The organism is Caldimonas brevitalea, from assembly GCF_001017435.1.
Taxonomy (GTDB): Bacteria; Pseudomonadota; Gammaproteobacteria; order Burkholderiales; family Burkholderiaceae_C; genus Caldimonas; species Caldimonas brevitalea.
The window spans coordinates 3,310,760-3,337,614 of the sequence record NZ_CP011371.1 but is presented as its reverse complement, the minus strand read 5'-3'; the positions used below and the strand labels follow the sequence as shown (position 1 = coordinate 3,337,614).

Sequence of the window (26,855 nt, the reverse complement as noted above, 5' to 3'; positions counted from 1 at the left end):
GGCGAGGCGGGCAGGCGAGAGACTGAATAGCCACTCCCGTGGGTGCGACATCCTATGAAAGGGGCTGAAGCGACGGCATCCCTAACTGTTGGCTGTAATATTTGTCAGGGCATATGTCCACAGCCTTCAGGCGTGCTGCATCTCCGAGGCGGCGATGAGCGGTCCCGCTTAGGGCGTGTGCGGCGTCGACAAAAAAAAACGGTGCGCCTGAGGCGCACCGTTGTTCGGCTGGCATTTCGAGCGGGCAGGGGGCCCGCCGGCGGCGATCAAGCGTGGACGCTGCGGGCCGCCGCCCGAGGTGCTGGCGACGCCAACGCGTGGGCCGGAATCATCATGCCGCTGCGCGTCAGCCGCCGCCCGAAGGCCTGGCCCTTCAACACGCTGTGCTTGGCCCGCAGCTGCTGCAGGCTTTGCGGCTCGCTGAGGAAACGCATGCGCTCGGCCGGCGACAGACGCTCGGCGTCGGCGTCACTGGCCAGCTTGTGCAGCAGCTGCCGACGTGCACGGCCACGCGGACCCTGGTCGGTGCGGCGGGCGCCCATCGCGCTGACGGCCAGGTTGAACAGCCAGTTGTCGCTCAGCACGTCGGACCAACGCGGCACTTGCACCTGGCGCTTGGCATAGGCCCAGGCCTGACGCAGCACGCCCGGGGTCCAGCTTTCCTCGGGGATCAGCAGCAGGCCCTGGTTGCGAATACGTTCGCCCAGGCGTTCCTGGCTGGTCAACACCGCCGTCGGCACCGCCAGCAGCAGCGGCAGCCCGATCGGGGCCAGCCACAACAGCGCAGCCGGGTTGATCATCGCGACGCCAGCCGCCACCGCGCCGACAGCAGCGCAGATCGGGGCGAAGCGGCGCGCCGCATCCGACCAGGCGATGGACTGAGCTTCCCGCGGGGGCGACTTCCACTCGATGCGCCAGCCGGTCAGCGCGCCGACCACGAACAGCGTGTGGGCCACCATGCGCACCGGCGCCTGCAGCACCGACAACGCGGCTTCGAGCACGGCGCCTTGCACCAGGGCAGCGGTGCCGCCGAAGTGGCGCTGCTCGCCCTTCATCAGCACGCTGACGATGCCCAGCACACGCGGCAGCACCAACATCGTCAGGGTACCGAACCAGAGGCCGGTCATCGCATGCGGCACGGCCAGCTCGGTCGCGGCAGCAGCGCCGCCACTCAGCCACAGGGCCGCACCGAAGACGACGAAGGCGAGCCACAGCGGCGCCGACGCGTAGGCCATCGCGCCGGTCAGCAGCATCGCGCGGTGCACGCGGTGCAGGCCGGGCTCTGCGATCAAACGGGCGTTCTGCAGGTTGCCCTGGCACCAGCGGCGGTCGCGCTGCAGCTCTTCGACCAGGTTGGGCGGCTGCTGTTCGTAGCTGCCGTTCAGGTCACCCACCAGCCACACGTGGTAGCCGGCACGGCGCATCAGCGCGGCTTCGACGAAGTCGTGCGAGAGGATTTCGCCGCTCAGCGCGCCGCGGCCGGGCAGGGGGGCCAGCCCGCAATGTTGCATGAAGGGCTCGACGCGGATGATGGCGTTGTGGCCCCAGTAGTGCGACTCGCCCAGCTGCCAGTACTGCATGCCCAGCGTGAACAAGCGACCGGTGACGCGGCCGGCGAACTGCTGCGAACGTGCATGCAGCGTCGCATGGCCCACCGCTTGCGGCGCGGTCTGGATGATGCCGGCCTTGGGGTTGGCTTCCATCAGGCGCACCAGCGTCAGCAAACAGTCGCCGGTCATCACGCTGTCGGCGTCGAGCACCACCATGTAGCGGTAATCCTTGCCCCAGCGGCGGCAGAAGTCGGCCACGTTGCCGGCCTTGCGCTTGGTGCGGCGCTGGCGCCAGCGGTAGTAGATGCGGGCGCCGTCGCCCAGCGTCGCGCGCAGCTCGGCCCAGGCGGCCAGCTCGGCGCTGCGCACGTCGGGGTCGCTGCTGTCCGACAGCACATAGATGTCGAACAAACGCTGCGCCCCGGTGGTGGCGAGCGACTCGCAGGTGGCCCGCAAGCCGGCGAACACCGTCGCGACGTGCTCGTTGCAGATCGGCATGATGATCGCCGTGCGTGCGTCGGCATGCACCGGGTTGTGCATCACGTCGTTCTTCGACAGCGAGTGCTTGTCGCCGCGCAACTGCACGACGAAGCCCATCATCGCGGTGAAGAATCCCGCCGACACCCAGGCGAACAGCAGCGCGAACAGCGCCATCTGGCCGTAGTGCAGCGCCAGGTTGCCGGTCGCCGGTTGCATCTGGCTCATCAGCCCGGTGGCCACCGTGGTGGACAGCAGGATCAGGCCGATGAAGACACGCCGACGCACGATGGCGGCCTGTTCCCAGGCGGCCCGCGGTCCTTGCGGCGCGGCGGGCTGCTGCGAACGGCCGAACAAGCCGCTCAACAGACCCGGGAAGAAGCCTCGCCACGGCTGTGCCACCATCGACCCGCGGTGGATCGGCGGTGCGCTCGCCCCCGCGGTTTGGGACACCACGCGAGCACGCGAGGAGCTGTCAGGGCGCGACCAACGCGGCCGGCTCATTGGGGAGGAATGATGTTGCTCCATGTTTCCGTCAGGATGTCGTTGCCGTGTTGGAGGTATGCGCGCAGCTCCAAGGGTTGCGCGCGCTGGAGTTGATGGACCCGCAGCGCCAGGCGCCAGGCGCCGGTGGCATCGTTGCGGTAAGCGTTGCGCTCGACGATGCGGCCATTGGGGCCGGCGGTGACGACCGCTTTGACCGGCGCGTCCTCGGGCAGCTGGGCCAGCGAAGGTCCGGTGAAGTCGACGATGAACTGATGCTCGTCCTTCTGTAGGGAATGGAACCCGCGGCCGGTCCGGGTCTGCGTGACCCAGGCGCCCGGGGGGCGTTGTTGATCGGTGCCTTGCCAGCGGATCTGGTAGGCGAGTTCGAGCGGCTGGCCGGCGGCCGGCAGTTGGGCCGGCACCCAGTAGGCGACGATGTTGTCGTTGGCCTCGTCGGGCGCGGGCAACTGCACCAGCTCGACACGGCCCGGGCCCCATTCGCCTTGCGGCGTGATCCAGGCGCTCGGGCGCAGCTCGTAGCGCGCCTCGGTGTCTTCGTAGCTGGAGAACGCGCGGTCGCGCTGCATCAGGCCGAAGCCCCGCAGTTGGCGCGTCTGGAACGAGGTCGCCAGCGGCTGTTGCGGGCGCACCAGCGGACGCCAGATCCACTCGCCTTCGCCGGTGGCGACCATCAGGCCGTCGGAGTCGTGCACCTCGGGGCGGAAGTCGCTCGCGTGCGGCTGGTTCTCGCCGAACATGAACATGCTGGTCAGCGGGGCGACGCCCAGCGTGGCGACACCCGAGCGCAGGAACAGCCGCGAGCGCACGTCGACCAAGGTCTGCCCGCCCGGCTTCACCTCGAACTCGTAGGCGCCGGCGGCGCGCGGCGAGTCGAGCAGGCCATAGACCGTCAGCGAGGTCGCGTTGGGGGCCGGCTTGCGGATCCAGAATTCCTTGAAGCGCGGGAACTCTTCGCGCTGACCGCCCACCGTGTCGATCGCCAGGCCGCGGGCCGACAGGCCGTAACGCTGCCCGCCGCCAAGCGCGCGGAAATAGCTGGCGCCAAGGAAGACGACCAGTTCGTCCTTGTAGCGCGGCGTGTTGAGCGGGTAGTGCACGCGGAAGCCGCCGAAGCCCACGTCACCCCAGGTCTCGGGCTTCAGCCGGTTCTTGCCGTAGTCGAAGTCGTCGCGCTTGAAGGTGACGTGGCGAACGCCCGACGGCGTGATTTCGTTGATCAGCACCGGCTCGGTCTGCAGCTTGCCGAGATGGAAGAACATCACCTCGAAGGGCAGGTTCTCGCCGCGCCACAAGGCGCGCTCCGGCCGGAAGCGGATGTCGCGGTACTGGTCGTAGTCGAGCGCCTTCAACTCTTGCGGCAGCGTCGAGGCCGACGGCTGGAAGGGGGCCTGTGCCAGGGCACGGGCGCGCTGCGTGAGTTGCTCGAAATCGAAGTGGGGCGCTGCCGGCGCCACAGCGCTTGCGGGACCGTAGGCGAGGGTCAGCGCCGTGGCGGCAGCTGCAGCAGCGCCGAGCGGACTGCGCACCGTCGCGCCGGTGCGGCGGGCCGAGGCGGCGCCAACACTCGCGATGAAGTACGTGATCCGATCCTGCAACGGCACTGGGTAGGTCCTTTCGGTGAGAGTCACAAAGACACCAGAGCGGTCTCTCGTGGAGGTCGCTCGGGCAACTTGGAGGGGGCTATCGCAACCCCTGTGCCAGGCGTGAAAAATCCTTGCATGACAAGCACTTAGGCGTGCTTACAAGGGGTTTCACTAACCGGGGAGGGTGTTGGAGGGGGTGGCCGGGGGGTCGGCGTCGCTGAACAGCGACATAAAACCGACCCTTTTGGCTAAGTCCTTGTTTTGAAAGGACTCTTGCTTGTCGCTATTCGGCGACAGGGGCCTCGCCGCGGAAAGATCCGGGGGCCAGGCCGTGCTTCTGCAGCAGCCGGTAGAACTCGGTGCGGTTGCGTTGGGCCAGCCGGGCGGCATCGGCCACATTGCCGTCGGTCAGCTTGAGCAGACCGACCAGGTATTCGCGCTCGAAACGCTGGCGCGCCTCGGCATAGCTCAGCACCTCGACGCTCGGCACCCGCAGCGCCCGCTGCACCAGCACCAGCGGGATCAAGGGGGTGGTGGCCAACGCGCACACCTGCTCGACCACGTTGAAGAGCTGCCGCACATTGCCCGGCCACGAGGCCATCGCCAGCGCCTTCAAGGCCTCGGGCGCGAAGCCATTGAGCCGCTTGCCGTATTTGACGGCCAGCTTGGACAGGAAGTGGTTGGCCAGCAGCGGGATGTCTTCGCGACGTTCCGCGAGCGGCGGCAGCGTCAGCGAGACGACGTTGAGCCGGTAGTACAGGTCTTCGCGAAACTGGCCCTGGGCCATCGCTTCATCGAGGTCGCGGTGGGTGGCCGACAGGATGCGCACGTCCACCGGCACCGATTGCGTCGCGCCGACCGGCCGCACCGAGCGTTCTTGCAAGACCCGCAGCAGCTTGACCTGCAGCGGCAAGGGCATGTCGCCGATTTCATCCAGAAACAAGGTGCCGCCGTCCGCCGCCTGGAACAAGCCGCGATGGTTGGCGACCGCGCCGGTGAACGAACCCTTGACGTGGCCGAACAGCTCGGATTCGAGCAAGGCCTCCGGGATGGCGCCGCAATTGACCGCGACGAAGGGCCGTGGCGCTCGCGCGCTGGCCTGGTGGATGGCCTGGGCCAGCAACTCCTTGCCGGTGCCGCTCTCGCCGCGGATCAGCACGCTGGCGTCGGAACCGGCCACCAGCTTGGCTTCGGCGAGCAGCTCCGCCATCCGGCTGGAACGGCTCACGATGGCGACACGCCAGGCCTCATCGGCCGGCGCCCCTTCCCCGGGCGGCGCGCCGAGCGCCAACGCCTGGGCGATCTTGTCGAGCAGCGCCTTGCCGTCGAAGGGCTTGGTCAGGTAGGTGAAGACGCCGCGCGAGGTGGCCTCCACCGCGTCGGGGATGGTGCCGTGGGCGGTGAGCAGGATCACCGGCAGCGCCGGGTGGCGGGCGCGGATGTCGTCAAACAGCGCCAGCCCGTCCTTGCCGGGCAGTTGCACGTCGCTCACCACCAACTGCGGGCGTTCCAATGCGAGCCGTGCCAGCGCGGCTTCGGCGCTTTCGACGGCGGTGACGCGGTAGCCGGCGGCGCTCAAGCGCATCGACAGCAACCGCAGCATGTCGGGATCATCGTCGACCACGAGCACGTGCGCGCTCATTTGGTTACCTCCGTGCTACGCACTGCGGTGCGAGCGGCTTCGCGCGGCCGTGCGACGCTCATGCCTTGCTCCTTGGGGTCAAGCTAGGGCCTTGGTGTTAACAGGCCCTAGGACACGGGGCCATTCGGGCCTAGGGCAGGGCGGACTTGCCGCCCGGGATGCCGGGTGCCGGTGCGGGGCTGGAGCGCGGCCCGAGGCTGCGCTCGATCGCCTTCACGGCTTCGAGCTTTTCGTTCAACTGGTCGAGCCGTCGCTGGCTGTCGCGCAGCTGCTGGTTCTGTTTTTCGATCTGCTCTTCCAGGCGCTTGGTTTCGGTGAAGCGCGGAAGCAGCAAGCGTGCCAAAGGCTGCCACACGGCGGCCTCGGGTGCGGTCGAGCGCAGCAGGGTTTCGAGCGCGGCGATGGCCTTGCCGGTATCGCCGGGCCCACGCATCTGGCCCAGGACCAGGGCCAGTTCGATGGAGGCGGCGGGCGCGCCGGCCGGGTCGCCGATGCGCGCGATCTCGGCCTGCAGCTCGGGCGGCTGCAAGGTGCGCACGCGTTCGGCGTAACGCAGCACGTGGCGTGCGGCCTCGTCGGCCGGCTCGACCACCACCACCGGCACGCGGATCGGCACCTTCACCTGGCGCACCTCGGTCACCTCCGGCAAGGGCGCGCAGCCGGCCAGCACCAGCGCACAGGCGGCCAAGAGGCGGCCGACGGGGAAGGCCGGCAGGCCGGCGACACCGCGGCGTTGTCGCGCCGTGTCGGGGCCGACGAACATCATCTGCGCCGCACAGGCGCACGACAGCACACTAGCTGACATGAGGCAACTCGATACGGAAGTGGGCGCCTGGCGCGTTGGGCAGCAACTCGACGCGGCCACCATGGGCGGCGACGTACTCCTGCACGATGGACAGGCCGACCCCGGTGCCGCGCGTGGCGCCTTCGGGTTGGCGCTCGCCACGGTAGAAGGGCTCGAAGACGCGCGCCCGGTCGGACGGCGAGACCCCGGGGCCTTCGTCGATCACATCGATGCAGGCCCGCTCCGACTGGACGGCCAGGGAAAAACGAATGTTAGCGCCGAGCGGGCTGAAGCGTATCGCGTTGGACAACAGGTTGCCGAGCGCGGTGCCCAGCTTGTCCTGGTCGACCTCGGCATAGAGGGGCCCGCCGTCGACCTCGACGCGCAGCTGCTTGGCCTGCCATTGCAGCTTCTGTTCCTCGACCAGCTGGCGCACCAGGCCGCCGAGCTCGGTGCGGCGGCGCTGCAGGCGGCGCGCCTCGAAGGCTGCCGCATTGAAGCGCAGCAGGTCTTCGATCTGTCGCTGCAGCACCATGGTGTTGTGATGCAGGATGCGCGCGATCTCGCGCTGGTTGGCGGTCAGCTCGCCGGCCACGCCGTCCTCGAGCAGCGCCACACCTTCGCGCAGCGCCGCCAGCGGCGTCTTGAGTTCATGCGAGACATGGCGTAGAAAGCGCGCCTTGTCGGCATCGAGTTCGGCCAGCCGCAGCCGCAGCCAGTCGAGCCGGCGTCCGACATGGCGCACGTCGGCCGGGCCGCGGATCTCGATCGGCTGGTCGAGCCGGTTCTCGCCCAGGCCGACGATGGCCCGCTCCAGCCGCTTCAGCGGCCGCGCTAGCCACAGGCCGAAGCCGAACGCCAGCACCACGGCCAGGGCGATGGCGCCCAGCACCTGACGCGCCAGCTGCAGCCGGCTCGCTTCCAGTTCCTGCTGTAACTCCTGGTTTCGCAGCCGGTTCGATTGCCGCACGTGGTCGGCGATGGCCGTGTTCAGGTCGTCCAGCTCGCGAAACGCGATGCTCATCGTTTGCTCGCGTTGCCGCGCCGTCACGCGCGGCCCACGCATCTGCTGCCGGATGCTGTCCAGCCGGCCGCGCCACTCGTCGGCGCGGTCGCCCGGCAAGCGGTTGTCGACCAAGCGCTGCAGCACCACTTCGGCGTCGCGCGCGGCGTCCTCGAAACGTTGCCGCAGCACCGGGTCCTCGAGCACGACAAACTGGCGCGCCGCCCGCTCCATCGTCAGGCTCAGGTCGGCCAGCGTCTGCGCCTCGGCGGCGAGTTGCACCGAGTGCTCGGCGCTCGCGCGTGCCTTGCCCATCAGGCGCTCGAGCGTGAACAGGCCGCCCAGCGACGCCGCGCCCAGCAGGGCGGCGATCAGCAGGAAGGCGACCAGCAGCAGCTGGCGGAAGGAGGCGCGCGGCAGTGTGAACATCGGTGTGGCCAAGCCCATCCGGGCGGCGCGGAACTATAACCGCGTGCGCCGTGGGCGCTCGCGCTGGCTCGTGTCTGTGGTTCAGCGCGCCGTTTCGCGGCCGATGAAGCGCTGCCGGATCAGGATCGACGCCGCCACCACGAGTGCCACCACCACGGCCAGCAGCGTGAAGGTGCCGAGGCCCGGCCGGCGCACCGCCTCGGTGAAGCGGTCGACGAACAGCACGGTCATGCAGATGCCCGGCGCCATGCCGAGGAAGGTGCCGAGCAGGTAGTCACGCAGATTGATCTGCGAGGCGCCGGCGACGACGTTGATGAGGCTGAACGGCGCCACTGGCAGCATGCGCACCACCGTCATCGCCACCACCCCGCGGCGGCCGAGGATGCGGCTCAAGCGGTTGATGCGCGGCCCGGCGAAGCGACGCACCATGTCGCGCCCGACCGCCCGGCCGATGCCGTAGGTCGTGGCAGCGCTCAGCAGCGACCCCATCATCGCGTAGATCAAGCCCTGCACCGGCCCGAACACGATGCCGGTGACCGCGATCAGCGCCGTCACCGGCATCGCGATCAGCCCGGCGACGACGTAGCCCAGCAGCATCAGCAAGGGGGCCAGCCGGTGTTCCCGCAGGCGCCGGGCGGTGCGCATCAAGGTGTCGAGGTCCAGCAGCTCCTGCAGTGGCGTGAAGTGCCAGGCGGCCGCCAACATGCCGAGGCCGAACACCACGGCGGCGACGGTCAGGGTGCGTCGCGAGATGCGCGGTTTGGCGTCCTTGGGCACGAATTCGGCGACGAAGCGGTCCGGGTCGAGCGGTGATTCGGGGTCGATCAGCGCCTGGTCGGGCAACAGCGCGTCGATTTCGGGCGCCACCTCCGGCCGCGACGGTGCCAAGGTGCGTTCGCCGTCACGGCGCAAGGCCTCGACCGCGCCCTTGAGGCTGCGCCGCTCGCGCGTCTCGGCAGCGACCGTGTCGGGGCTGACCGCCAGATGCTCCGCGAGCAGCCGGTTGCGCATCAGTGCCACCCCGGCCCGCACCCGCTCGGCCGCGGCCTCATCGGCTTGCGTCGCGGCCTCGAACACCAGGTTGCATTCGGTGTCGAAGCCCATCGAACGGTTCGACAGATTGGCCGAGCCGACGGTCAGCAACTCGTCGTCGACCGTCATCACCTTGCTGTGCACGTTCAAACACTTCGGGCCCAGCTCCGGCAGGTGCGGGCAATAGGCGCGGTAGCGGCCGTGCGTGTCGGCGGCCAGCAGGCGGCGGTGCAGTCGCGAGCGCAGCACGCCCATCGTGGTTTCCTCGAGCCAGCCGCTCTCGCGCTGAGGCGTGACCAACACCACCTCGGGGCCGGTGGGCTCGCCCAGCCGCTGCGCCAGTGCGGCGCCGACCGCGGCCGAACTGAAATACTGGTTCTCCAGATAGATGTGATGCCGGGCCGAGGCGATCGCGTCCTGGTGCAGCCAGCGGATCTCCTCGACCCCTTCGAAGCGGTCGAAGCGCGGCTCGGTGCGGGCGATGGCGACCCGCACGTCGAGCATGTCGGGCTGCACATGAGGCGGCCAGGGCGAGAGGCCGTCGCCCGGCGGTCGCGCCGGCTTGACCTTGACGCCGGTGGCACGGCACCAGCGTTCGCGCGCCAGGTTGCCGAGCGCCTCCGCGACGTCCCCTTCGACGATCACGCCGACATCGTGGAACGGCCCATAAGGCTTGCCGTCGGGGTCGATGCGCCGCGGGTCGTCGGGCAGGTGGTCGGAGGTGTCCCAGCGGCAGCGCGTCAGGTCGAAGCCGCCGACGAAGGCAACGGTGTCGTCCACCACCACGACTTTTTGGTGATGCGAGGCGCCGAAGGGGTGTCGATCGTCGAGTCGAAAGCGCAGGTGGCGGTGGGTGCGCCAGTCGAGCTTGTAGGTGGTGAGCCATTCGCGCTCGAGCGCAAACAGCATCGCGAAGTCCCAGCTCAGCACGCGCGCCTGGATGCCCTTGCCCCGAGCCACCACCGCATCGAGGAACTCGCCGAGCGGCTCGGGCAGTCCGTCGCCGGCACCGTCAGGCACCAGCCGCATGCGGCTGTCGATGTCCCAGCCGAGGATGTAGATCGAGCGGCGGGCGCGGGCGATGGCCGCGCGCACCGCGCTGAAATATGGTTCGCCGTCGATCAGATAGGCGACCCGGCGAGCCTGTTCGATGCGCCAGCAGTTGCGGCCTGGTTGCAACAAGGCGGCAGGCTTGGAGCCCAGGGCCGGCGAAGGCGACGTCATGGTGTTGGAGTTGTGATGTTCAGACACGTTGAAGGATGCAATAGCAAACGCAGGGCCCGGCCGTGCCAGCCTCCGCCTTGACGCCTTGGGGCGCCACTCCTACACTTGCTGCCGCTCCGGGGTGCACATCCGTGCTGAGATGGCCATCACGCCGAACCCGCGAACTTGATCCGGTTCATACCGGCGGAAGAAGAGCTGAATCTGTCCCTCGCTGCAGCCCCTTTTTACAGGGATGTGGCGCCGGGGCACTTTCCGGAGCACCACCACCACCGGAAGGAGCCCCGATGAACGCCCCCGACACCCTGGCCACCGACAAGCTGAGCCAGTTGCTCGCGTTGACACGCGAGCCCTTTCCCGCCTCCTCCAAGCACTATGTGGCCGGTGTCCGGCACCCGGAGTTGCGCGTGCCGATGCGAGAGGTGCGCCTCAGCAACGGCGAGGTGGTGTCGCTCTACGACACCTCCGGTCCTTACACCGACCCCGAAGCGCTGATCGACGTGCGGCAAGGCCTGGCGCCGCTGCGGGCGCCGTGGATCGAGGCGCGCGGCGACACCGAGGTGTATACGGGGCGCGCGCCCGAAGCGCTGGACGACGGCGCCAAGCATGAAGAACGCGACGCCGAGCGACTCGACCGGCTGCGCCGGGAGGCCGCCGCGCTGCAACGTCAGCCGCGCCGCGCCCGCTCCGGTGCCAACGTCACGCAGATGCACTATGCCCGCCGCGGCATCGTCACACCCGAGATGGAATACGTGGCGATCCGCGAGAACCAGCGCCGCGTCGACCGCGCCGACTGGATGGCCGAATACCTCGGCGATGCGGAACGCGAGGCGCGCTTGCGCGGCAACCCGATGGGCGCCAGCATCCCGGCGCTGATCACGCCCGAGTTCGTGCGCGACGAAGTGGCGCGCGGGCGCGCCATCATCCCGGCCAACATCAACCATCCGGAAATCGAGCCGATGGCGATCGGCCGCAACTTCCTGGTCAAGATCAACGCCAACATCGGCAACTCGGCCGTCACGTCGAGCATCGAGGAAGAGGTCGAAAAGCTGGTGTGGGCGATCCGCTGGGGCGCCGACACGGTGATGGACCTCTCGACCGGCCGCAACATCCACACCACGCGCGACTGGATCGTTCGCAACTCGCCGGTGCCGATCGGCACGGTGCCGATCTACCAGGCGCTCGAGAAGGTCGGCGGGGTCGCCGAAGACCTGACCTGGGAGATCTTCCGCGACACGCTGATCGAGCAGGCGGAGCAGGGCGTCGACTACTTCACCATCCACGCCGGGGTGCGCTTGCCCTTCATCCCGATGACGGCCAAGCGCCGCACCGGCATCGTCTCGCGGGGCGGCTCCATCCTGGCCAAGTGGTGCATCGCGCATCACAAGGAAAACTTCCTCTACACGCATTTCGAAGAGATCTGCGAGATCATGAAGGCCTACGACGTCAGCTTCTCGCTCGGCGACGGCCTGCGGCCGGGCTCGGGTGCCGACGCCAACGACGAGGCCCAGTTCGCCGAGCTGCGCACACTGGGCGAGCTGACCCAGCTGGCCTGGCAGCATGACGTGCAGACCATGATCGAAGGGCCGGGCCATGTGCCCATGCACATGATCCAGGCCAACATGGAAGAGCAGCTCAAGCACTGCCACGAGGCGCCGTTCTACACGCTGGGGCCGCTGACGATCGACATCGCGCCCGGCTACGACCACATCGCCAGCGCCATCGGCGCGGCCATGATCGGCTGGTTCGGCACCGCGATGTTGTGCTACGTGACGCCCAAGGAGCACCTGGGCCTGCCCGACCGTGACGACGTCAAGCAAGGCATCATCGCCTACAAGATCGCGGCCCACGCCGCCGATGTCGCCAAAGGCCACCCGGGCTCGCGGGCGCGCGACGACGCGTTGTCCAAGGCGCGCTTCGAATTCCGCTGGCACGACCAGTTCAACCTCTCGCTCGACCCCGACACCGCACGCGATTTCCATGACGAGACGCTGCCCAAGGAGTCCAGCAAGGTGGCGCACTTCTGCTCGATGTGCGGCCCCAAGTTCTGCTCGATGAAGATCACGCAGGAGGTGCGCGAATACGCCGAGCGACAGGGGGTGAGCGAGGCGGCTGCGCTGGCCGAGGGCTTGCAGGCCAAGTCCGACGAGTTCAAGCGGGGCGGGGGCGAGTTGTACATCCCCATCCAGCCCCAGCCCTGAGGTGGTCATGACCACGGCTGTGCATCGCGTCGCCATTGCCGGCGCCGGCCTGCTCGGCCGGCTGCTCGCGTGGCAGCTGGCCGGCGCCGGCTGTGAGGTGTCGGTGTTCGATCCGGCGCCGGGCCCCGGCGAGCGCGGGGCGGCGGGGTGGACCGCGGCCGGCATGCTGAGCCCGTGGGCCGAACTGGAATGCGCCGACCTGCAGGTCGCGCGGCTGGGGCAACGCTCGCTCGACCTGTGGCCGCAGCTGCTGGCGGGCCTGCCGTCGCCGGTGGACTTTCAGCGGCGCGGCAGCCTGCTGCTGGCGCACGCGGCCGACCTCGGAGCGGCCCGGCGCCTGCTGGGCGTGCTGGCGAGCAAAGTCCCCGGCGAGGCCACGCCGCAGTCGCTGACGCCGGCCGCGCTGCGGCAGCTGGAGCCGTGTTTGCATGGCGCCGCGCATGCCTGGCTGCTCGAACCCGAAGGGCAGATCCACCCGGTGCAGGCGATGCAGGCGCTGGCCGAAGGCGCGACCTTGCGCGGCGTGCGCTGGCATTGGCAGCGGCCGGTGCAGACGCTGTCGCCGCGCCGGCTGCGCTGCGGCGACGCCGAGTTCGGCTTCGACTGGGTATTCGACGTGCGCGGTGTCGGCGCGCGCCCCGAGATGCCGGTGCGCGGCGTGCGGGGCGAGATCGTCTGGCTGCACGCCCCCGGTGTCGCGCTCGGGCGGCCGGTGCGGCTGCTGCATCCACGCTGGCGCGTCTACCTGGTGCCGCGGCCGGGCGATGTGATCGTTGTCGGCGCGACCGAAATCGAGTCGGAGGACCGCTCGCCGGTGTCGGTGCGCAGCCTGCTGGGCCTGCTGAGCGCGGCCCACAGCGTGCTCCCCGAGCTGGCCGAGGCGCGCCTGGTGCACACCGAGGTCAACCTGCGGCCCGCGTTGGCCGACAACCTGCCGCGCATCGAATCGTGCGAAGGCCTGACCCGCATCAACGGTTTGTTCCGCCACGGCTGGCTGATCGCCCCGGCCCTGGTCGAGCAGGCCTTGCAAGACCTCGCGCTGCCGCTGCGGCGAGCCGACGTGATGGAGACGATGCGATGAACGCACCGCAAGGGCCCGCAGTCGCGGCCGATGCACTGCTTGTCACGGTCAACGGTGCGGCTCACCAGGTGAGCGCCGGCACCAGCCTGGCCCAGTTGCTGGAACTGCTCGGCCACGCGCCGACGTCGGTCGCGACCGCGGTCAACGGGGAGTTTGTCCCCCGGGCAGCGCGGGTGGCCTGCCGGTTGCAGTCCGGCGACCAGATCAGCTGTTTCCAACCCATCGTGGGCGGCTGAGGCATGCGCCGCGGTTCACCGAACGCAGCACGGAGACTGCTTCCATGACCACCAACCCCGATTTCATCCTGGCCGACGTGCCACTGAGCAGCCGCTTTCTGCTCGGCACCGCCGGCTATCCGTCGCCCCAGGTGTTGCGCGAGGCCATCGTCGCCTCCGGGGCGCAGGTGGTGACCCTGGGCTTGAAGCGCCAGCTCGCCGGGGGTGCCGGCGACAACGGTTACATCGAAATCATCAAGGCGTGCGGTGCGCGCCTGCTGCCCAATACCGCGGGCTGCCGCACGGCGCGCGAAGCGATCACGCTGGCCCACATGGCCCGCGAGCTGCTCGACACGCACTGGATCAAGCTCGAAGTGGTGGGCGACGAACACACGCTGCAGCCGGACCCCTACGAATTGGTCGAGGCGGCCGCGCAACTGATCCAGGACGGCTTCGAGGTGTTTCCCTACTGCCTCGACGACCTCGTCAGCTGCCAACGGCTGCTCGACGTCGGCTGCCGCATCCTGATGCCCTGGGGCGCACCGATCGGCTCCGCCCAGGGGTTGCTGAACCCCTGGGCGCTGCGCACCTTGCGCGCACGGCTGCCCGAGGCTACCTTGATCGTCGACGCCGGCCTCGGCGCACCTTCGCACGCCGCCCAGGCGATGGAACTGGGCTACGACGCGGTGCTGCTGAACTCGGCGGTCGCCCAGGCGGGCGACCCGGTCGGGATGGCCGGCGCCTTCCGCGCCGCGATCGAGGGCGGCCGCCTGGCCTGGCGCAGCGGGCTGGTGGCGCCGCAGCCGATGGCGGTGGCCTCGACCCCGGTCTCGGGCCGCCCGTTCGATCTGTGACACCAGACAACACGGCGTCGACCGCCGGTTCGAGGAGCGAGACATGAATGTCCCCATCGTGTGGAGTGTGGCCGGCTCGGACAGCGGTTGTGGTGCCGGCGTGCAAGCCGACCTGAAGGCGTTCGAAGCCTTCGATGTCCATGGTTGTACGGCGATCGCTGCGTTGACCGCACAGAACTCGACCACCGTGTCGCGCATCGAGGCCGTTTCGCCCGAGATGCTCGATGCCCAGTTGGCCGTGCTGGCGCTCGACCTGCCGCCCGCGGCGATCAAGACCGGCATGCTGGGCAGTGCCGAGCATGTGCAGCGGCTGGTGCGCTGGCTCGACAAGCTGCGCTCGCGCCGCCCGGTGGCGCTGGTGGTCGACCCGGTGTGGCGGGCCAGCATCGGCGCGTCGCTCAGCGCCGAGTCGCTGCGCCAGGCCATCCTGACCGAGCTGTTGCCGCGTGCCAGTGTCATCACGCCCAACCGGCGCGAGGCGGCCTGGCTGCTGGACGCCCCGGAGCTGCGCCAGGACGCCGATGTGCCAGCCGCCGCCGCAGCCTTGCGCCGGCTCGGCCCCGCGGCAGTGGTCATCACCGGCGGCGACGCCAGTCGCGAACAGTCGCTCGACTGGCTGGCGACGGTGCAGGCACAGGGCTGGCTCGGGCTGCCGCGTGTGCCGACCTCGCACCACCACGGCACTGGTTGTGTGTTCGCGTCGTCGGTGGCGTCGGCGCTGGCCCTCGGGTTCTGCGAGGCCGACGCCATCGTGCTGGGCAAGATGGCCACCACGGTGGCGTTGCAACACGGCTATGCCGCGGGCCAGGGGGCCGGGCCGGTGCGTCCGCGCCGGGGCTTCGGCTTGCACCCGGATGCGCTGCCCCGCTTGCATGCGACCTGGTCGGCGCCGCCGCAGCGTCCGTTCGCCCCGTTGCAGCAGCGCCGGCTTGGCTTGTACCCGGTGGTCGACAGCGCCGACTGGGTGGCGCGGCTGCTCAAGGTCGGCGTGCGCACGCTGCAGTTGCGCATCAAGGACATGCCCCGCCCCCAGCTGTCGGACGAGATCCGGCGCAGCGTGCTGCTGGCCCGCGCCGCCGGCGCCCAGCTGTTCGTGAACGACCATTGGGCCCTGGCGCTGGAGCACGGCGCCTACGGCGTCCACCTCGGCCAGGAAGACCTGCAGTCTGTGCCGGCCGAGGCGTTGGAGTCCTTGCGCGCCGCCGGCCTGCGGCTGGGCTTGAGCACCCACAGCTACTGGGAGGTGTGCCGGGCGCGTGCGTTCGGCCCGAGCTACATCGCCTGCGGCCCCATCCATGCCACCACCACCAAGGACATGCCGTGGTGGCCGCAAGGCGCGGGCAATCTGGCCTATTGGTGCAGCCTGCTGCGTGAGCCGGTGGTGGCCATCGGTGGCATGGACGAGGCGCGCAGCCTCGAAGCGACACGTTGCGGCGCGGCCGGCGTGGCGGTGGTGCGCGGCATCGTGCAGGCAGGCGCGCCCGAGGCCGCCGCACAACGGCTGATGCGGTCCATCGAAGAAGGCGAACGGGCCGAGCCCCTGGCGCCCCCGGCCTTGCCGCGCAGCACGCTGGCCGGCCCGGTGCCGCCGCCGCTGCCGCTGCCGATACACTGACGGATTCTCCGCAACGACGACCTTCATGACCCACGCCATTGCACCCGCCGCCGAGCAACCGGTCCAACTGATCCGCCGCAGCGCCTCCCCATCCGCAACGTCCGAAGGCCGCTGGCCCGTCGAAGCGGTCGCCCAGCTGTTCGACCGCCCGTTCAACGACCTGCTGTTCGAAGCGCAGCGTGTGCACCGCGAACACTTCCAAGCCAACGAGGTCCAACTGTCGACACTGCTGTCGATCAAGACCGGTGGCTGCCCCGAGGACTGCGCCTATTGCCCGCAGTCGGTCCACTACGACACCGGCGTCGAGGCGGGCAAGCTGCTCGACAAGGACGAAGTGCTGGCCGCCGCCCAGGCGGCGCGTGAGCAGGGCGCCACGCGCTTCTGCATGGGCGCGGCCTGGCGTGCGCCGAAAGACCGCGACATCGAAAAAGTGGCCGAGCTGGTGCGTGCGGTCAAGGACGTCGGCCTGGAAGCCTGCTGCACGCTGGGCATGCTGAGCGACCACCAGGCCCGCACGCTGAAGGACGCCGGGCTCGACTACTACAACCACAACCTCGACACCGCCCCCGAAGCCTACGGCCGCATCATCTCGACCCGCGACTACCAGGACCGGCTCGACACCCTCGAGCATGTGCGCGCGGCCGGCATGCATGTGTGCAGCGGCGGCATCGTCGGCATGGGCGAGTCGCGCCGGGAACGCGCGGGGCTGCTGGCGCAACTGGCCAACCTCGACCCTTATCCGGAATCGGTGCCGATCAACCACCTGGTGCAGGTCGAGGGGACGCCGCTGCACGGGCTGGAGCCGCTCGACCCGCTCGAGTTCGTGCGCACCATCGCGGTCGCCCGCATCATCATGCCCAAGGCGCGTGTGCGGCTGTCGGCCGGGCGCCAGCAGATGAGCGAAGCGGTGCAGGCCCTGTGTTTCCTGGCCGGCGCCAATTCCATCTTCTACGGCGACAAGCTGTTGACCACCGGCAACCCGGACTGGGAACGCGACCAGAAGCTGTTCGAGAAACTGGGGCTGCAGGCCGGCTGACCTTGGGGGCCTGAGGCGGGGCACGGCGCTTGCCGCTCCACCGGGGTTGGCCACCTTACCCCGGAGCCCCCATGCCCGAAGACAAGTCGAAGACGCTGCCACCTCAGCACCAGGACACCCAGCCCGGCCGCGAAGGCCAGATGGACCCGCCGCCCGAGTCGGATGCGAGTGCCTATGTCGGCAGCGGCAAGCTGCGCGACAAGGTCGCCATCGTGACCGGTGGCGACAGCGGCATCGGCCGCTCGGTCGCGATCTCGTTTGCCAAGGAGGGCGCGCACGTGGTCATCGTCTACCTCGACGAACACGAGGACGCGCAACACACCATCCAGCAGGTCGAAGCGCAGAAAGTGCAGTGCCTTGCGCTGGCGGGCGACCTGGGCGACGAAAGCTTTGCGGAACAGGTGGTGCGCTCGACGCTCGACAGCTTCGGCCGCATCGACATCCTGGTGAACAACGCCGCCGAGCAGCATCCGAAAGAGAAGATCGAAGACATCTCGTCCAGCCAGCTGGAGCAGACCTTCCGGACCAATTTCTTCTCGATGTTCAACCTGTCGCGCCTGGTGGTGCCGCACCTGCCGGAGGGCGGCTGTATCGTCAACAGCACTTCGGTCACCGCCTACCGGGGCAGCGCGCATCTGGTCGACTATGCCTCGTCCAAGGGCGCCATCGTGGCCTTCACCCGCTCACTCGCGCAGCAGCTGGCCAAACGCAAGATCCGCGTCAATGCCGTGGCCCCCGGGCCGGTCTGGACACCGCTGATCCCGTCGACCTTCGACGAAGAACATGTCGAGAGCTTCGGCGCCAAGGTGCCGCTGGGCCGGCCCGGGCAGCCGGACGAAATCTCGCCCAGCTATGTCTTCCTGGCGAGTGCCGACGCGAGCTACATGACGGGGCAGGTGCTGCACCCGAACGGTGGCGAGATCATCAACGGCTGAACAAGGCCGTCCGACGCGGGTTCAGCGCGCCAGCCGTATGCCGCTGAACTGCCAGCGCGCCGCCGCCGGAAAGAAGTTGCGGTAGCTGGCGCGCAAGTGCGTGGCCGGGGTTGCGCAAGAGCCGCCGCGCAGCACCATCTGGTTGACCATGAACTTGCCGTTGTACTCGCCCACCGCGCCCGGCGCGACCTTGAACCCGGGGTAGGGCAGATAGGCGCTTTGGGTCCATTCCCAGGTGTCGCCGAACATCTGTGCCAGCCGCTCGCCGCGTGCTGCGACCTGCGGCTGGAACACCCCGTCCTCGAGCAGGCCGCCCCAGCCTGCCGGTCGGGCTGACCCGGGCCGGCCGGTCTCACCGGCGGCCGTGCCCAAGGTGCCGGCGGCGATCTCCCATTCGGCTTCGGTCGGCAGGCGCGCCCGCGCCCAGCGGGCATAGGCGTCTGCCTCGTAGTAGCTGACGTGGCACACCGGCTGGTGCCGGTCCACGCGCTGCAGGCCGGCCAGGGTATAGACCGACCAGGCGTCGCCGCCTGTCGCCCCCGACGGCTGCCAGTACAGCGGCGCTTGCCAGCCTTCGCGCGACCGCAGGTCCCAGCCCTCGGACAACCACAGCTCGGGCCGCGCATAACCCCCGTCCTCGATGAACGCGAGGTACTCGCCGTTGGTCACCAATCGCGAGGCGATCTCGAACGGTGCCAGCCAGCAGCGGTGGCGGGGCAGTTCGTTGTCGAAGGCGAAACCGCGGCCGCGGTGGCCGACCTCGGCCATGCCGCCCTCGAATCGGACGAACTGCAAGCCCGGACTGGACAGCCCGGCGGGCCGCGCCGGCGAGGGGCGATAGGCCGGCCACAGGGGGTTGCGCGACAGGTGATGCTTGAGATCGGTGAGGATCAGCTCCTGGTGCTGCTGCTCGTGGTGAACGCCCAATTCCACCAGCGCCAGCAGGTCGGGCGTCGCGTCGCCCGATTGCAGCAGCGCCGTCACCTGTTGCTCGACCGTGCGCCGGTACGCCAGCACCTGGGCCAGCGACGGGCGCGACAGCAGGCCCCGCTCGGGGCGCGGGTGGCGCTCACCGATGCCGACATAGTAGGAGTTGAACAGCTGGCGGAAGGCCGGGTCGAACGGCCGGTGGTCGGCGCGGGCGCGCTCCAGCACGAAGGTTTCGAAAAACCAGGTGGTGTGCGCGATGTGCCATTTCACCGGGCTCGCGTCGGGCATCGACTGCAGCATGCAGTCTTCCGCCGACAAGCCTTCGATCAGCGCGTCGGTTTGACGCCGCACGTCGTTGAAGAGCGGCAGCAGGGCCTGCGCGTCGAGCGCGGGCGCGGGGGCAGGGGGCATCCAGGCCATGGCGGGTGGGTGTCAGGGGGCAGCGACGAACACATGGAACCATCCGCGCTCGTCGCTCCAGTGCTGGGCGTGCGAGTAGCCGGCTTCCTGCAGCAAGGCCGAGAAGCTTTCGCGGGTGTACTTGTAGGAGTATTCGGTGACGATGGCTTCGCCGGCCTCGAAGTGCCGGCGCTGGCCGCCCAGGTGCACCGTGTGCGCCTGCTGGGCCACCAACTGCATCTCGATGCGGCTGTGGCGGCCGTCGAAACAGGCGCGGTGGGTGTAGCGGCGCGGGTCGAAATCGGCGTCCAACTCGCGGTTGACCACCCGCAGCACGTTGCGGTTGAAGGCCGCCGTCACGCCGATGGCGTCGTCGTACGCCGCCTCGAGCACCGCCTTGTCCTTCACGCCGTCGACGCCGATCAACAAGCGCCCGTCCCGTCCGAGGTGCGCGCGCACCGAGCGCAGCAGCACCAGGGCCTGCGACGGCGTGAAATTGCCGATCGACGAGCCGGGATAGAAAAACACCCGCGGCCACTCGGGGCGCTGCTCGAGCACGGCGTGCAGGTCCAGCGGCCGGGTGAAGTCGGTCGCCACGCCGGTGAATTCGACGTCCGGGAAGCGCCGGGCACCGGCGGTGAACGAGATCGACAGCCACTCGGGCGAGATGTCCACACCGACCCAGCGGCGCGCCTGCACCGAGGTCAGCCACGGCCATGACTTGGCACCGTCGCCGCACCCGAGGTCGACCCATTGCACCTCGCGCGGCAGCCGGCGCGCGATGGCGTCTCGATGGCGCTCGAAGATGGCGGTCTCGGTCCGGGTGGGGTAGTACTCGACCAGTTCGCAAATGGCGCTGTACAGCGCGCAGCCCTGCGCGTCGTAGAAGTACTTGGGGGAGATGTGGGCGGGGCGTTCCAGCAAGCCGCGCTGAAGTTCGGCCGCACGCTGGAACGGGTCCTCGACCGCGCCGATCCGGATCCATTGCGGCGGTCGGTCAGCGGCAGGCGAAGGCGCCGACATCGACGCGGCGGCGGACGGAGTAGAGGGGTGGGGTCGCTGCAGCTCGTGTTCCATCGGCTTCCTTTTGAGGGGCACTGCCGGTCAGACAAGAAAATGCCAGGGCGCGAGCGTCGCGGCCTGGCATCCGGAGAGAAAGAGAGGTCGTCAGTGCGGCAAGGACCCGCCCGACGACGGTGTGGTGGAGCGGTCCGGCTCCGACGGCGACGAAATCTTCTGCAGCGTCTCGTCGACATCGTCCGAGTGTTTGGTGGCAAGGTCGCCGAGCGACACGATGCCCACCAGGCGGTTGTCACGGTCGACCACCGGTACGCGGCGGATCTGCACGTCGCTCATCTGTTGCATCACTTCATCGATGGGCTGGTCTTCGAAGCACCAGCGTACCTGATCGGTCATGACCTCGCTGACATGCGTTCCGTCGGCCGAGAGCCCGGCGGCGACGGCGCGCACGGTGATGTCGCGGTCGGTGATCATGCCGACCAGGCGCTCGCCATTGCACACTGGCACGGCGCCGACGTTCAGTTCGTCCATCACCTGGGCCGCGGACTGCAGCGAGTCGTCGGGGGAGACGACACGCACATTGCGTGTCATCACTTCTGAGATCTGTTGCATCTTGCTCACTCCTTCATGTCGGTTGGCGGACCAGGAGTCCGAGACCCCCGTGCGGCGAGGGCGGCGGGCGCCACGGGGCGCTGTGTAGCCGCCATCGCAATCGGCGTGCCCGCGACTCGACGTCGCGCCCGCCCCCGGTGGGGGGCGGCACCGTCGGGCCGGCCGGTAAAAAAGGGCGACAGCCCACGGTAGATAGGACAGGTCAGGACGCCTACCCGACGCCGCGCCAGACCGCCCGGGTGGCCGAGGGGCGCGCGACGCGGTCGGAAAAAAGTCGTCACGCGTTCCCCTGCTGCTGCTCCCAGAATGAGGTCGGGCGCCATGGGGCGCTGCCGTCCGCTCACCCTGTCCAGGAACCTCATGCCATCCACCTCGCACCCCTTTTCGCGTTATCTGTTGTTGCCGACCGCGGGCTTCGTCGTGCACCGCGACTACACCTCCGCCGCCACCGAGGAGTTGCTGCGACGGCTGCAGCCGTCGCAGACCGAAAGCGTCTTGGAGGCCTTCGGCGGGTTGCCGTTGCGCGTCGTCGCCTCGGCATCGACCGACGGCACCAAGGTGGTGGAGATGAGCGACGACGTTGCGGCGCTGCTGCAAGCCCAGGCTCCAGGCCTGCGGGTGGTGCCCGAGCAGCGTTACTACCCGGCCCGCGCGCCCCGGCTGCAAGCGCTGGAAAAGCCGAGCGGGCAGGGCGACGAAGCCCCGGCGCCGCGCACCTTCCGGGTGGTCACGGGCGGACCGCAGGGCCAGCCGCTGTCGGACTGCATGGTGGTCGTGCTGACCAACCCGAACACCGGCACCGGCGCCGAAGGCACGACCGACGCGCAGGGCGAGGTGCAACTGCGCCTGCCCGCGTCGGTGAAGCAGGCGCCGCTGGTGGCCGCCTATCCCTTGCATGGCGGCTGGCCGCGCGAATGGCGCAACGTGACGCTGGAGGAGGTGACGACGCTCGAACTCACTGCCTTGCAGCTCGATTTCGCCGATGCCCGGCGGCGCCTCTACGGTGAACCGTCGGTGGACCACGGTGCCGGCGTCAAGGTGGCGGTGATCGACACCGGGGTCGGCCCGCACGGTGACCTGCCGGTGGCACTGGGGCGCAATACCACCCTGGTCGAGCCGGTCGACCAATGGCATGACGAAGAGGGCCACGGCACCCACGTCGCCGGGGTGATCGCCGCGCGCGGCAACCTGCTGGGCGAGGCGCCGCAGGTGGTGCTGCACGCCTACCGGGTTTTCGAAAGCGGCGTCAGCGGCGCGTCGAACGCGTCGATCCGCGAGGCCATCCGGCAAGCGGTGCTCGACGGCTGCGACATCATCAACATGAGCCTGGGAGGGGGCGGCAGCGACGTGGCGATCTCGGAAGCGATCCAGTTCGCACGCCTGAGCGGTGCGGTGTGCGTGGTGGCCGCCGGCAACGACGGCGGCCCGGTGAGCTTTCCGGCCAACGACCCGCTGTCACTGGCGGTTTCCGCATTGGGCGTTCAAGGCGCCTGGCCGGAAGGTGCACCGCAGGAGCGCCACGTGACGCAGCCGCTGGGACGCCATGACACCTTTGTCGCGCGCTTCTCGAACCGCGGCATGCAGGTGCGCCTGGCAGCGCCAGGCGTCGGCATCGTCTCGACCATCTTCGACGACCGCTATGGCGTGATGGACGGCACCTCGATGGCAAGCCCGGTGGCCGCGGGCGTGCTGGCCCGTGCACTGGCCAGCGCGCGCGAGCTGCAGGCGGCGCCACGCGACGCCAAACGCTCGGAGGCCATCTTGCGGCTGGCGTCCGAAAGGGCCGAAGACCTGGGCTTCCCGGCCACCTTGCAGGGCAGGGGTCTGGCGAGAAGCTAGAGTGAGAACCTAGATAATCAGCGCCATGTCACGCTACGTGCTCTACAGCAGCCTCACAGCACCGCCCGCCAGCATCGCGAGCGTCGTGCAGGCGCAGGCGGCGGTGCAATCCGCCGGCATGGCGCTGGTCGGCTCCGGTGGGGCCACCTTGATCGTCGACGGCGAACCGGCCCAGATCGAGCAGGCCTTGCAGCAGTTGCCCGGCTGGGCCTACACCGCCGAGAACCACGAGATCCGCACGCCGACACCGCCGCGGCACAAGCCCCGCTGAGGCCGGCGGCGCGGTCGCGTTCCGCTCAGCCGTAGCTGCCCTGCCGCGGCGGGCCCCCGAGCACGCCGGTGGCGGGCAGCCGGTCATCGCTGTGTTCGTGCGGCGAGCGGGTGCCGGCCACATGGCCGCAGCTTTCGCCGCAGCGGCGGCACGCCTCCTCGCAATCCTGCAGGTCGCCCAGCTGCTTGCAGCTCTGGGCCGCCGCGCCGCACACCTTGGCGCACAGCGCGCACACCTCGCTGTGCAGCGTCGAGGCGCTCAACATGAAGTTGGCAGTCGCCTGGCACAGGTCGGCGCAATTCATCAGCAGGCTCAGATGGGCTTGCTCCACATGGTCGCCGCCGAGGGCGAGACACTGCTGCATCGCGGTGCTGCGGCATACGGACCAGCAGCGCAAACAGTCTTGTATGCATTGCTGAACATCGGGATCTTGGACGATACCTGTCACGGTGGGTGCTCCTGCTGCTACGCCCCGGTCCGGCAAGCCACGTTCCTGCCGCGCGCGGGAATGGCGCTTGCAAAAGCGGCAGCAAGGCCGCGGCCATCGTCTTCGGCCTTTTCACTTCGACCCAAGGAAAGCGAGGCTCCCATGAAAACCTGGACCGGCGCGGCAAAAGACGCCTTGATCTCCGGCGGTGCCGCCAGCATCACCTCGGCCGCCTTGCTGGCCCTGCGGGGCCGCAAGGACACCGGCAGCGCCCTGGCACCCCTCAATGCCACCAGCCATATCGTCTGGGGCGACGAAGCACTCCACGTCAACCGTGCCACCGCCAAGCACACGCTGACGGGTGGCGCGCTGCACGCCGCCTCGGGCGTCTTCTGGGGTGTGCTGTTCGAGAAGCTGCTCGGACGCGAGCGCCAGCCGACGAGCGTCGGCGCCCTGGCCCGCAATGCCGCCAAGGCCACCGCCATCGCAGCGGTGGTCGACCTGGTGCTGGTGCCCAAGCGGCTCACGCCCGGCTTCGAGCGGCGGCTGAGCGGCCGCAGCCTGTGGATGGTGTATGGCGGGCTGGCGGCCGGCATGGTGGTCGGGGCCTACCTGCTGAAGCGGCGGTAGGCCGCTGCAGCCGGCATTTGGGCCGACGGCAGGTCTTAAAAGTGTGAGTTTGTCGCATCAGACGTGACTATCCCCGTGCGGGGCGGCCGCCGCGGCCGGTCGTCGTCGCCGCTATGGCAAACTGCGCCCCTTTCTTGGAACCTCCTAAGACCCAAGTGCTGGACAAGATTCTTCTTCAGATTGCGGCGGAACTGAAGGTCCGCCCGGCCCAAGTCAATGCCGCAGTCCAATTGCTCGACGGCGGTGCCACCGTCCCCTTCATCGCCCGCTACCGCAAGGAGGCCACCGACGGCCTCGACGACACGCAGCTGCGCGAACTGGAAGCGCGCCTGACCTATCTGCGCGAACTGGAAGAACGCCGCGAGGCCGTGCTCAAGAGCATCGACGAGCAGGGCAAGCTGACGCCCGAGCTGCGCGCTGCCGTCGAAACGGCGCCGACCAAGCAGGAGCTGGAAGACCTCTACCTGCCCTACAAGCCCAAGCGCCGTACCAAGGGCATGATCGCCCGCGAAGCGGGCCTGGAGCCGCTGGCCGACAAGCTGTTCGCCGACCCGACGCTCGACCCGGCCGCCGAGGCCGCGGCCTTCGTCAACGCCGACGCCGGTTTTGCCGACGCCTATGCCGTGCTCGACGGCGTGCGCGACATCCTGTCCGAGCGCTGGGCCGAAGACGCGGCGCTGGTGGGCAAGCTGCGCGAGTGGCTGTGGGAAGAGGGCTTGTTCCAGTCCAAGCTGATGGAAGGCAAGGACCAGAACAGCCCCGAGGTGTCCAAGTTCCGCGACTATTTCGATTACGCCGAGCCGATCCGCACCGTGCCCTCGCACCGCGCACTGGCGGTGTTCCGCGGCCGCACGCAGGAAATCCTCGACGCCAAGCTGGTGCTCGATGAAGAGGTGGTGCCCGGGCAGCCGACATTGGCCGAAGGCCGCATCGCGCGGCACCTGGGCTGGAGCCACAGCAAGCGCCCGGCCGACGAGTTGATCCGCAAGAGCGTGGCCTGGACCTGGAAGGTCAAGCTGAGCCTGAGCCTGGAGCGCGATCTGTTCTCGCGCCTGCGCGAAGAGGCCGAGAAGGTCGCCATCAAGGTGTTTGCCGAGAATCTGCGCGACCTGCTGCTGGCGGCGCCGGCCGGCCGGCGTGTCGTGATGGGGCTGGACCCGGGCATCCGCACCGGCGTCAAGGTGGCGATCGTCAGCGAGACGGGCAAGGTGGTCGACACCTCCACCGTCTATCCGCACGAGCCGCGCAACGACTGGGAAGGCTCGATCCACACCTTGGGCCGGCTGTGCGCGACACATGGGGTCAACCTGATCGCGATCGGCAACGGCACCGCCAGCCGCGAGACCGACAAGCTGGCCGGCGACCTGATCAAGCGCATCCAGCAGCTGGCGCCGGGTACCGCGATCGAGAAGGTGGTGGTCAGCGAAGCGGGCGCGTCGGTGTACTCCGCGTCGGAGTACGCGAGCAAGGAACTGCCCGAGCTGGACGTGAGCATCCGCGGTGCGGTCAGCATCGCCCGCCGCGTGCAGGACCCGCTGGCCGAGCTGGTCAAGATCGAGCCCAAGAGCATCGGTGTGGGCCAGTACCAGCACGACGTGAACCAGAGCGAGCTGGCGCGCAGCCTCGACGCGGTGGTCGAAGACTGCGTGAACTCGGTGGGCGTGGACCTGAACACCGCGTCGGCCCCGCTGCTGTCGCGCGTGTCGGGCCTCAGCTCGTCGGTGGCGTCCAGCATCGTGCGCTGGCGTGATGCCAATGGCGCGTTCCGCACGCGCCAGCAGCTGCTCGACGTCGCCGGCCTCGGCGCCAAGACCTTCGAGCAGGCGGCCGGCTTCTTGCGCATCCGCGACGGCGACAACCCGCTCGACATGTCGGGGGTCCACCCCGAGACCTATCCGGTGGTCGAGCGCATGCTGGGCAGCGTCGGCAAGCCGATCAAGGAGGTGATGGGCCGCTCGGACGTGCTGCGCGCACTGAAGCCCGAGGCCTATGCCGACGACAAGTTCGGCGCCATCACGGTCAAGGACATCCTGGCCGAGCTGGAAAAGCCCGGGCGCGACCCGCGCCCCGACTTCAAGGTGGCCCGCTTCAACGAAGGTGTCGAGGACATCAAGGACCTGCAGGCCGGCATGGTGCTGGAAGGCACGGTCAGCAACGTGGCCCAGTTCGGCGCCTTCGTCGACCTGGGGGTGCACCAGGACGGCCTGGTGCATGTGAGCCAGTTGTCGAACAAGTTCGTCAACGACGCGCGCGAGGTGGTCAAGACCGGTGACATCGTCAAGGTCAAGGTGCTGGAAGTCGACCTGGCCCGCAAGCGCATCTCGCTGACGATGAAGCTCGATGCGCAGGCGCCGCGCGGGGGCGCCGGGGCCGACAACAGCTACCGTCCGGCCGGGCGCCAGGAGCGCCAGGGCGGGCGGGGCGGCGGCGCAGGCGCTCCGGCAGCCGGCCAATCCGCAATGGCCGCCGCTTTTGCGAAGCTGCAGACCAAGCGATGACATCTGGTTGCCGGTGAGGCGCGCGCCGTCGTGCCACAGGTCGCTACCATGGCAGCCTTTCGAC

Annotated in this window: 21 protein-coding genes and 1 riboswitch; of the genes, 11 read left to right on the top strand and 10 right to left on the bottom strand. The window is 69.2% G+C overall.

Annotation, left to right across the window (positions count from 1 at the left end; translation table 11 throughout):
• Positions 1-266: 266 nt before the first annotated feature.
• The 6 genes from mdoH to AAW51_RS14320 form a co-directional block, all read right to left on the bottom strand.
• On the bottom strand, positions 267-2,531 hold the full coding sequence (gene mdoH, locus AAW51_RS14345; protein WP_083438300.1) for a glucans biosynthesis glucosyltransferase MdoH: 2,265 nt from the start codon (positions 2,529-2,531) through the stop codon (positions 267-269).
• Entirely contained in the window at positions 2,528-4,060 is a 1,533-nt protein-coding gene (locus AAW51_RS14340) for a glucan biosynthesis protein G (RefSeq protein WP_417903621.1), read from the bottom strand. Before AAW51_RS14340 ends, mdoH begins: the two co-directional genes overlap by 4 nt.
• Positions 4,061-4,400: 340 nt before the next feature.
• Positions 4,401-5,759 (bottom strand): sigma 54-interacting transcriptional regulator, encoded by a 1,359-nt coding sequence (locus AAW51_RS14335; protein ID WP_047195150.1) that lies wholly within the window; start codon positions 5,757-5,759, stop codon positions 4,401-4,403.
• Between the two features lie 130 nt (positions 5,760-5,889).
• Positions 5,890-6,564 (bottom strand): hypothetical protein, encoded by a 675-nt coding sequence (locus AAW51_RS14330; RefSeq protein WP_157359889.1) that lies wholly within the window; start codon positions 6,562-6,564, stop codon positions 5,890-5,892.
• Positions 6,554-7,975: a sensor histidine kinase gene (locus AAW51_RS14325; RefSeq protein ID WP_047197822.1), complete on the bottom strand. Its 1,422-nt coding sequence runs from the start codon at positions 7,973-7,975 to the stop codon at positions 6,554-6,556. The genes AAW51_RS14330 and AAW51_RS14325 overlap by 11 nt, the downstream gene beginning before the upstream one ends.
• A gap of 81 nt (positions 7,976-8,056) precedes the next feature.
• Positions 8,057-10,231, bottom strand: a complete 2,175-nt coding sequence (locus tag AAW51_RS14320; RefSeq protein ID WP_047195149.1) for a VTT domain-containing protein — start codon at positions 10,229-10,231, stop codon at positions 8,057-8,059.
• Positions 10,232-10,338: 107 nt separating this feature from the next.
• A riboswitch (TPP riboswitch) is annotated at positions 10,339-10,440 on the top strand.
• A 75-nt stretch (positions 10,441-10,515) separates the two neighbouring features.
• Between AAW51_RS14320 and thiC the strand changes: the two genes are divergently transcribed.
• The 7 genes from thiC to AAW51_RS14285 all read left to right on the top strand — a co-directional run bounded on the left by thiC (position 10,516) and on the right by AAW51_RS14285 (position 18,165).
• Entirely contained in the window at positions 10,516-12,429 is a 1,914-nt protein-coding gene (gene thiC / locus AAW51_RS14315) for a phosphomethylpyrimidine synthase ThiC (RefSeq protein ID WP_047195148.1), read from the top strand.
• A 7-nt stretch (positions 12,430-12,436) separates the two neighbouring features.
• Entirely contained in the window at positions 12,437-13,510 is a 1,074-nt protein-coding gene (locus AAW51_RS14310; RefSeq protein WP_047195147.1) for an FAD-dependent oxidoreductase, read from the top strand.
• On the top strand, positions 13,507-13,746 hold the full coding sequence (gene thiS, locus AAW51_RS14305) for a sulfur carrier protein ThiS (protein ID WP_053013575.1): 240 nt from the start codon (positions 13,507-13,509) through the stop codon (positions 13,744-13,746). The genes AAW51_RS14310 and thiS overlap by 4 nt, the downstream gene beginning before the upstream one ends.
• A 44-nt stretch (positions 13,747-13,790) precedes the next feature.
• Positions 13,791-14,579: a thiazole synthase gene (locus AAW51_RS14300; protein WP_047195146.1), complete on the top strand. Its 789-nt coding sequence runs from the start codon at positions 13,791-13,793 to the stop codon at positions 14,577-14,579.
• Between the two features lie 43 nt (positions 14,580-14,622).
• Positions 14,623-16,194 (top strand): bifunctional hydroxymethylpyrimidine kinase/phosphomethylpyrimidine kinase, encoded by a 1,572-nt coding sequence (thiD, locus tag AAW51_RS30790; RefSeq protein ID WP_047195145.1) that lies wholly within the window; start codon positions 14,623-14,625, stop codon positions 16,192-16,194.
• A 25-nt stretch (positions 16,195-16,219) separates the two neighbouring features.
• Positions 16,220-17,230, top strand: a complete 1,011-nt coding sequence (gene bioB, locus AAW51_RS14290) for a biotin synthase BioB (RefSeq protein ID WP_083438299.1) — start codon at positions 16,220-16,222, stop codon at positions 17,228-17,230.
• A gap of 71 nt (positions 17,231-17,301) precedes the next feature.
• A complete protein-coding gene (locus AAW51_RS14285) occupies positions 17,302-18,165 on the top strand; it encodes an SDR family oxidoreductase (protein WP_047195144.1) in 864 nt (287 codons plus the stop codon).
• Between the two features lie 21 nt (positions 18,166-18,186).
• Here the strand turns inward: AAW51_RS14285 and egtB are convergent, their stop codons facing one another.
• The 3 genes from egtB to AAW51_RS14270 form a co-directional block, all read right to left on the bottom strand.
• Positions 18,187-19,506 carry an ergothioneine biosynthesis protein EgtB gene (gene egtB / locus AAW51_RS14280; protein ID WP_047197819.1) on the bottom strand — a complete coding sequence of 440 codons (1,320 nt, stop codon included), beginning with the start codon at positions 19,504-19,506 and terminating at the stop codon, positions 18,187-18,189.
• Between the two features lie 21 nt (positions 19,507-19,527).
• On the bottom strand, positions 19,528-20,571 hold the full coding sequence (gene egtD / locus AAW51_RS14275) for an L-histidine N(alpha)-methyltransferase (protein ID WP_238947597.1): 1,044 nt from the start codon (positions 20,569-20,571) through the stop codon (positions 19,528-19,530).
• A gap of 90 nt (positions 20,572-20,661) precedes the next feature.
• Positions 20,662-21,126 (bottom strand): CBS domain-containing protein, encoded by a 465-nt coding sequence (locus AAW51_RS14270; protein ID WP_047197817.1) that lies wholly within the window; start codon positions 21,124-21,126, stop codon positions 20,662-20,664.
• Between the two features lie 360 nt (positions 21,127-21,486).
• On the opposite strand from AAW51_RS14270, the gene AAW51_RS14265 reads away from it, so the two are divergent.
• Together AAW51_RS14265 and AAW51_RS14260 are read left to right on the top strand one after the other, a co-directional pair.
• Positions 21,487-22,965: a S8 family serine peptidase gene (locus AAW51_RS14265; RefSeq protein ID WP_047195143.1), complete on the top strand. Its 1,479-nt coding sequence runs from the start codon at positions 21,487-21,489 to the stop codon at positions 22,963-22,965.
• Between the two features lie 25 nt (positions 22,966-22,990).
• Entirely contained in the window at positions 22,991-23,236 is a 246-nt protein-coding gene (locus tag AAW51_RS14260) for a hypothetical protein (protein WP_047195142.1), read from the top strand.
• 25 nt (positions 23,237-23,261) lie between these two features.
• Here the strand turns inward: AAW51_RS14260 and AAW51_RS28165 are convergent, their stop codons facing one another.
• Positions 23,262-23,600 (bottom strand): four-helix bundle copper-binding protein, encoded by a 339-nt coding sequence (locus tag AAW51_RS28165; RefSeq protein WP_238947596.1) that lies wholly within the window; start codon positions 23,598-23,600, stop codon positions 23,262-23,264.
• A gap of 225 nt (positions 23,601-23,825) precedes the next feature.
• Between AAW51_RS28165 and AAW51_RS14250 the strand changes: the two genes are divergently transcribed.
• Together AAW51_RS14250 and AAW51_RS14245 are read left to right on the top strand one after the other, a co-directional pair.
• Positions 23,826-24,293, top strand: coding sequence for a hypothetical protein (locus AAW51_RS14250; protein ID WP_047195141.1), 468 nt, complete (start codon positions 23,826-23,828; stop codon positions 24,291-24,293).
• Between the two features lie 158 nt (positions 24,294-24,451).
• Positions 24,452-26,791 carry a Tex family protein gene (locus AAW51_RS14245; protein ID WP_047197815.1) on the top strand — a complete coding sequence of 780 codons (2,340 nt, stop codon included), beginning with the start codon at positions 24,452-24,454 and terminating at the stop codon, positions 26,789-26,791.
• Positions 26,792-26,855 lie beyond the last annotated feature (64 nt).

Excerpts from the sequence above, each read along its gene's own strand:
- mdoH (WP_083438300.1), bottom strand. The coding sequence starts at position 2,531 with ATGAGCCGGCCGCGTTGGTCGCGCCCTGACAGCTCCTCGCGTGCTCGC.
- AAW51_RS14335 (WP_047195150.1), bottom strand. The coding sequence starts at position 5,759 with ATGAGCGCGCACGTGCTCGTGGTCGACGATGATCCCGACATGCTGCGG.
- AAW51_RS14330 (WP_157359889.1), bottom strand. The coding sequence starts at position 6,564 with ATGTCAGCTAGTGTGCTGTCGTGCGCCTGTGCGGCGCAGATGATGTTC.
- AAW51_RS14325 (WP_047197822.1), bottom strand. The coding sequence starts at position 7,975 with ATGTTCACACTGCCGCGCGCCTCCTTCCGCCAGCTGCTGCTGGTCGCC.
- AAW51_RS14320 (WP_047195149.1), bottom strand. The coding sequence starts at position 10,231 with ATGACGTCGCCTTCGCCGGCCCTGGGCTCCAAGCCTGCCGCCTTGTTG.
- thiC (WP_047195148.1), top strand. The coding sequence starts at position 10,516 with ATGAACGCCCCCGACACCCTGGCCACCGACAAGCTGAGCCAGTTGCTC.
- AAW51_RS14310 (WP_047195147.1), top strand. The coding sequence starts at position 12,437 with ATGACCACGGCTGTGCATCGCGTCGCCATTGCCGGCGCCGGCCTGCTC.
- thiS (WP_053013575.1), top strand. The coding sequence starts at position 13,507 with ATGAACGCACCGCAAGGGCCCGCAGTCGCGGCCGATGCACTGCTTGTC.
- AAW51_RS14300 (WP_047195146.1), top strand. The coding sequence starts at position 13,791 with ATGACCACCAACCCCGATTTCATCCTGGCCGACGTGCCACTGAGCAGC.
- thiD (WP_047195145.1), top strand. The coding sequence starts at position 14,623 with ATGAATGTCCCCATCGTGTGGAGTGTGGCCGGCTCGGACAGCGGTTGT.
- bioB (WP_083438299.1), top strand. The coding sequence starts at position 16,220 with ATGACCCACGCCATTGCACCCGCCGCCGAGCAACCGGTCCAACTGATC.
- AAW51_RS14285 (WP_047195144.1), top strand. The coding sequence starts at position 17,302 with ATGCCCGAAGACAAGTCGAAGACGCTGCCACCTCAGCACCAGGACACC.
- egtB (WP_047197819.1), bottom strand. The coding sequence starts at position 19,506 with ATGCCCCCTGCCCCCGCGCCCGCGCTCGACGCGCAGGCCCTGCTGCCG.
- egtD (WP_238947597.1), bottom strand. The coding sequence starts at position 20,571 with ATGGAACACGAGCTGCAGCGACCCCACCCCTCTACTCCGTCCGCCGCC.
- AAW51_RS14270 (WP_047197817.1), bottom strand. The coding sequence starts at position 21,126 with ATGCAACAGATCTCAGAAGTGATGACACGCAATGTGCGTGTCGTCTCC.
- AAW51_RS14265 (WP_047195143.1), top strand. The coding sequence starts at position 21,487 with ATGCCATCCACCTCGCACCCCTTTTCGCGTTATCTGTTGTTGCCGACC.
- AAW51_RS14260 (WP_047195142.1), top strand. The coding sequence starts at position 22,991 with ATGTCACGCTACGTGCTCTACAGCAGCCTCACAGCACCGCCCGCCAGC.
- AAW51_RS28165 (WP_238947596.1), bottom strand. The coding sequence starts at position 23,600 with ATGCAGCAGTGTCTCGCCCTCGGCGGCGACCATGTGGAGCAAGCCCAT.
- AAW51_RS14250 (WP_047195141.1), top strand. The coding sequence starts at position 23,826 with ATGAAAACCTGGACCGGCGCGGCAAAAGACGCCTTGATCTCCGGCGGT.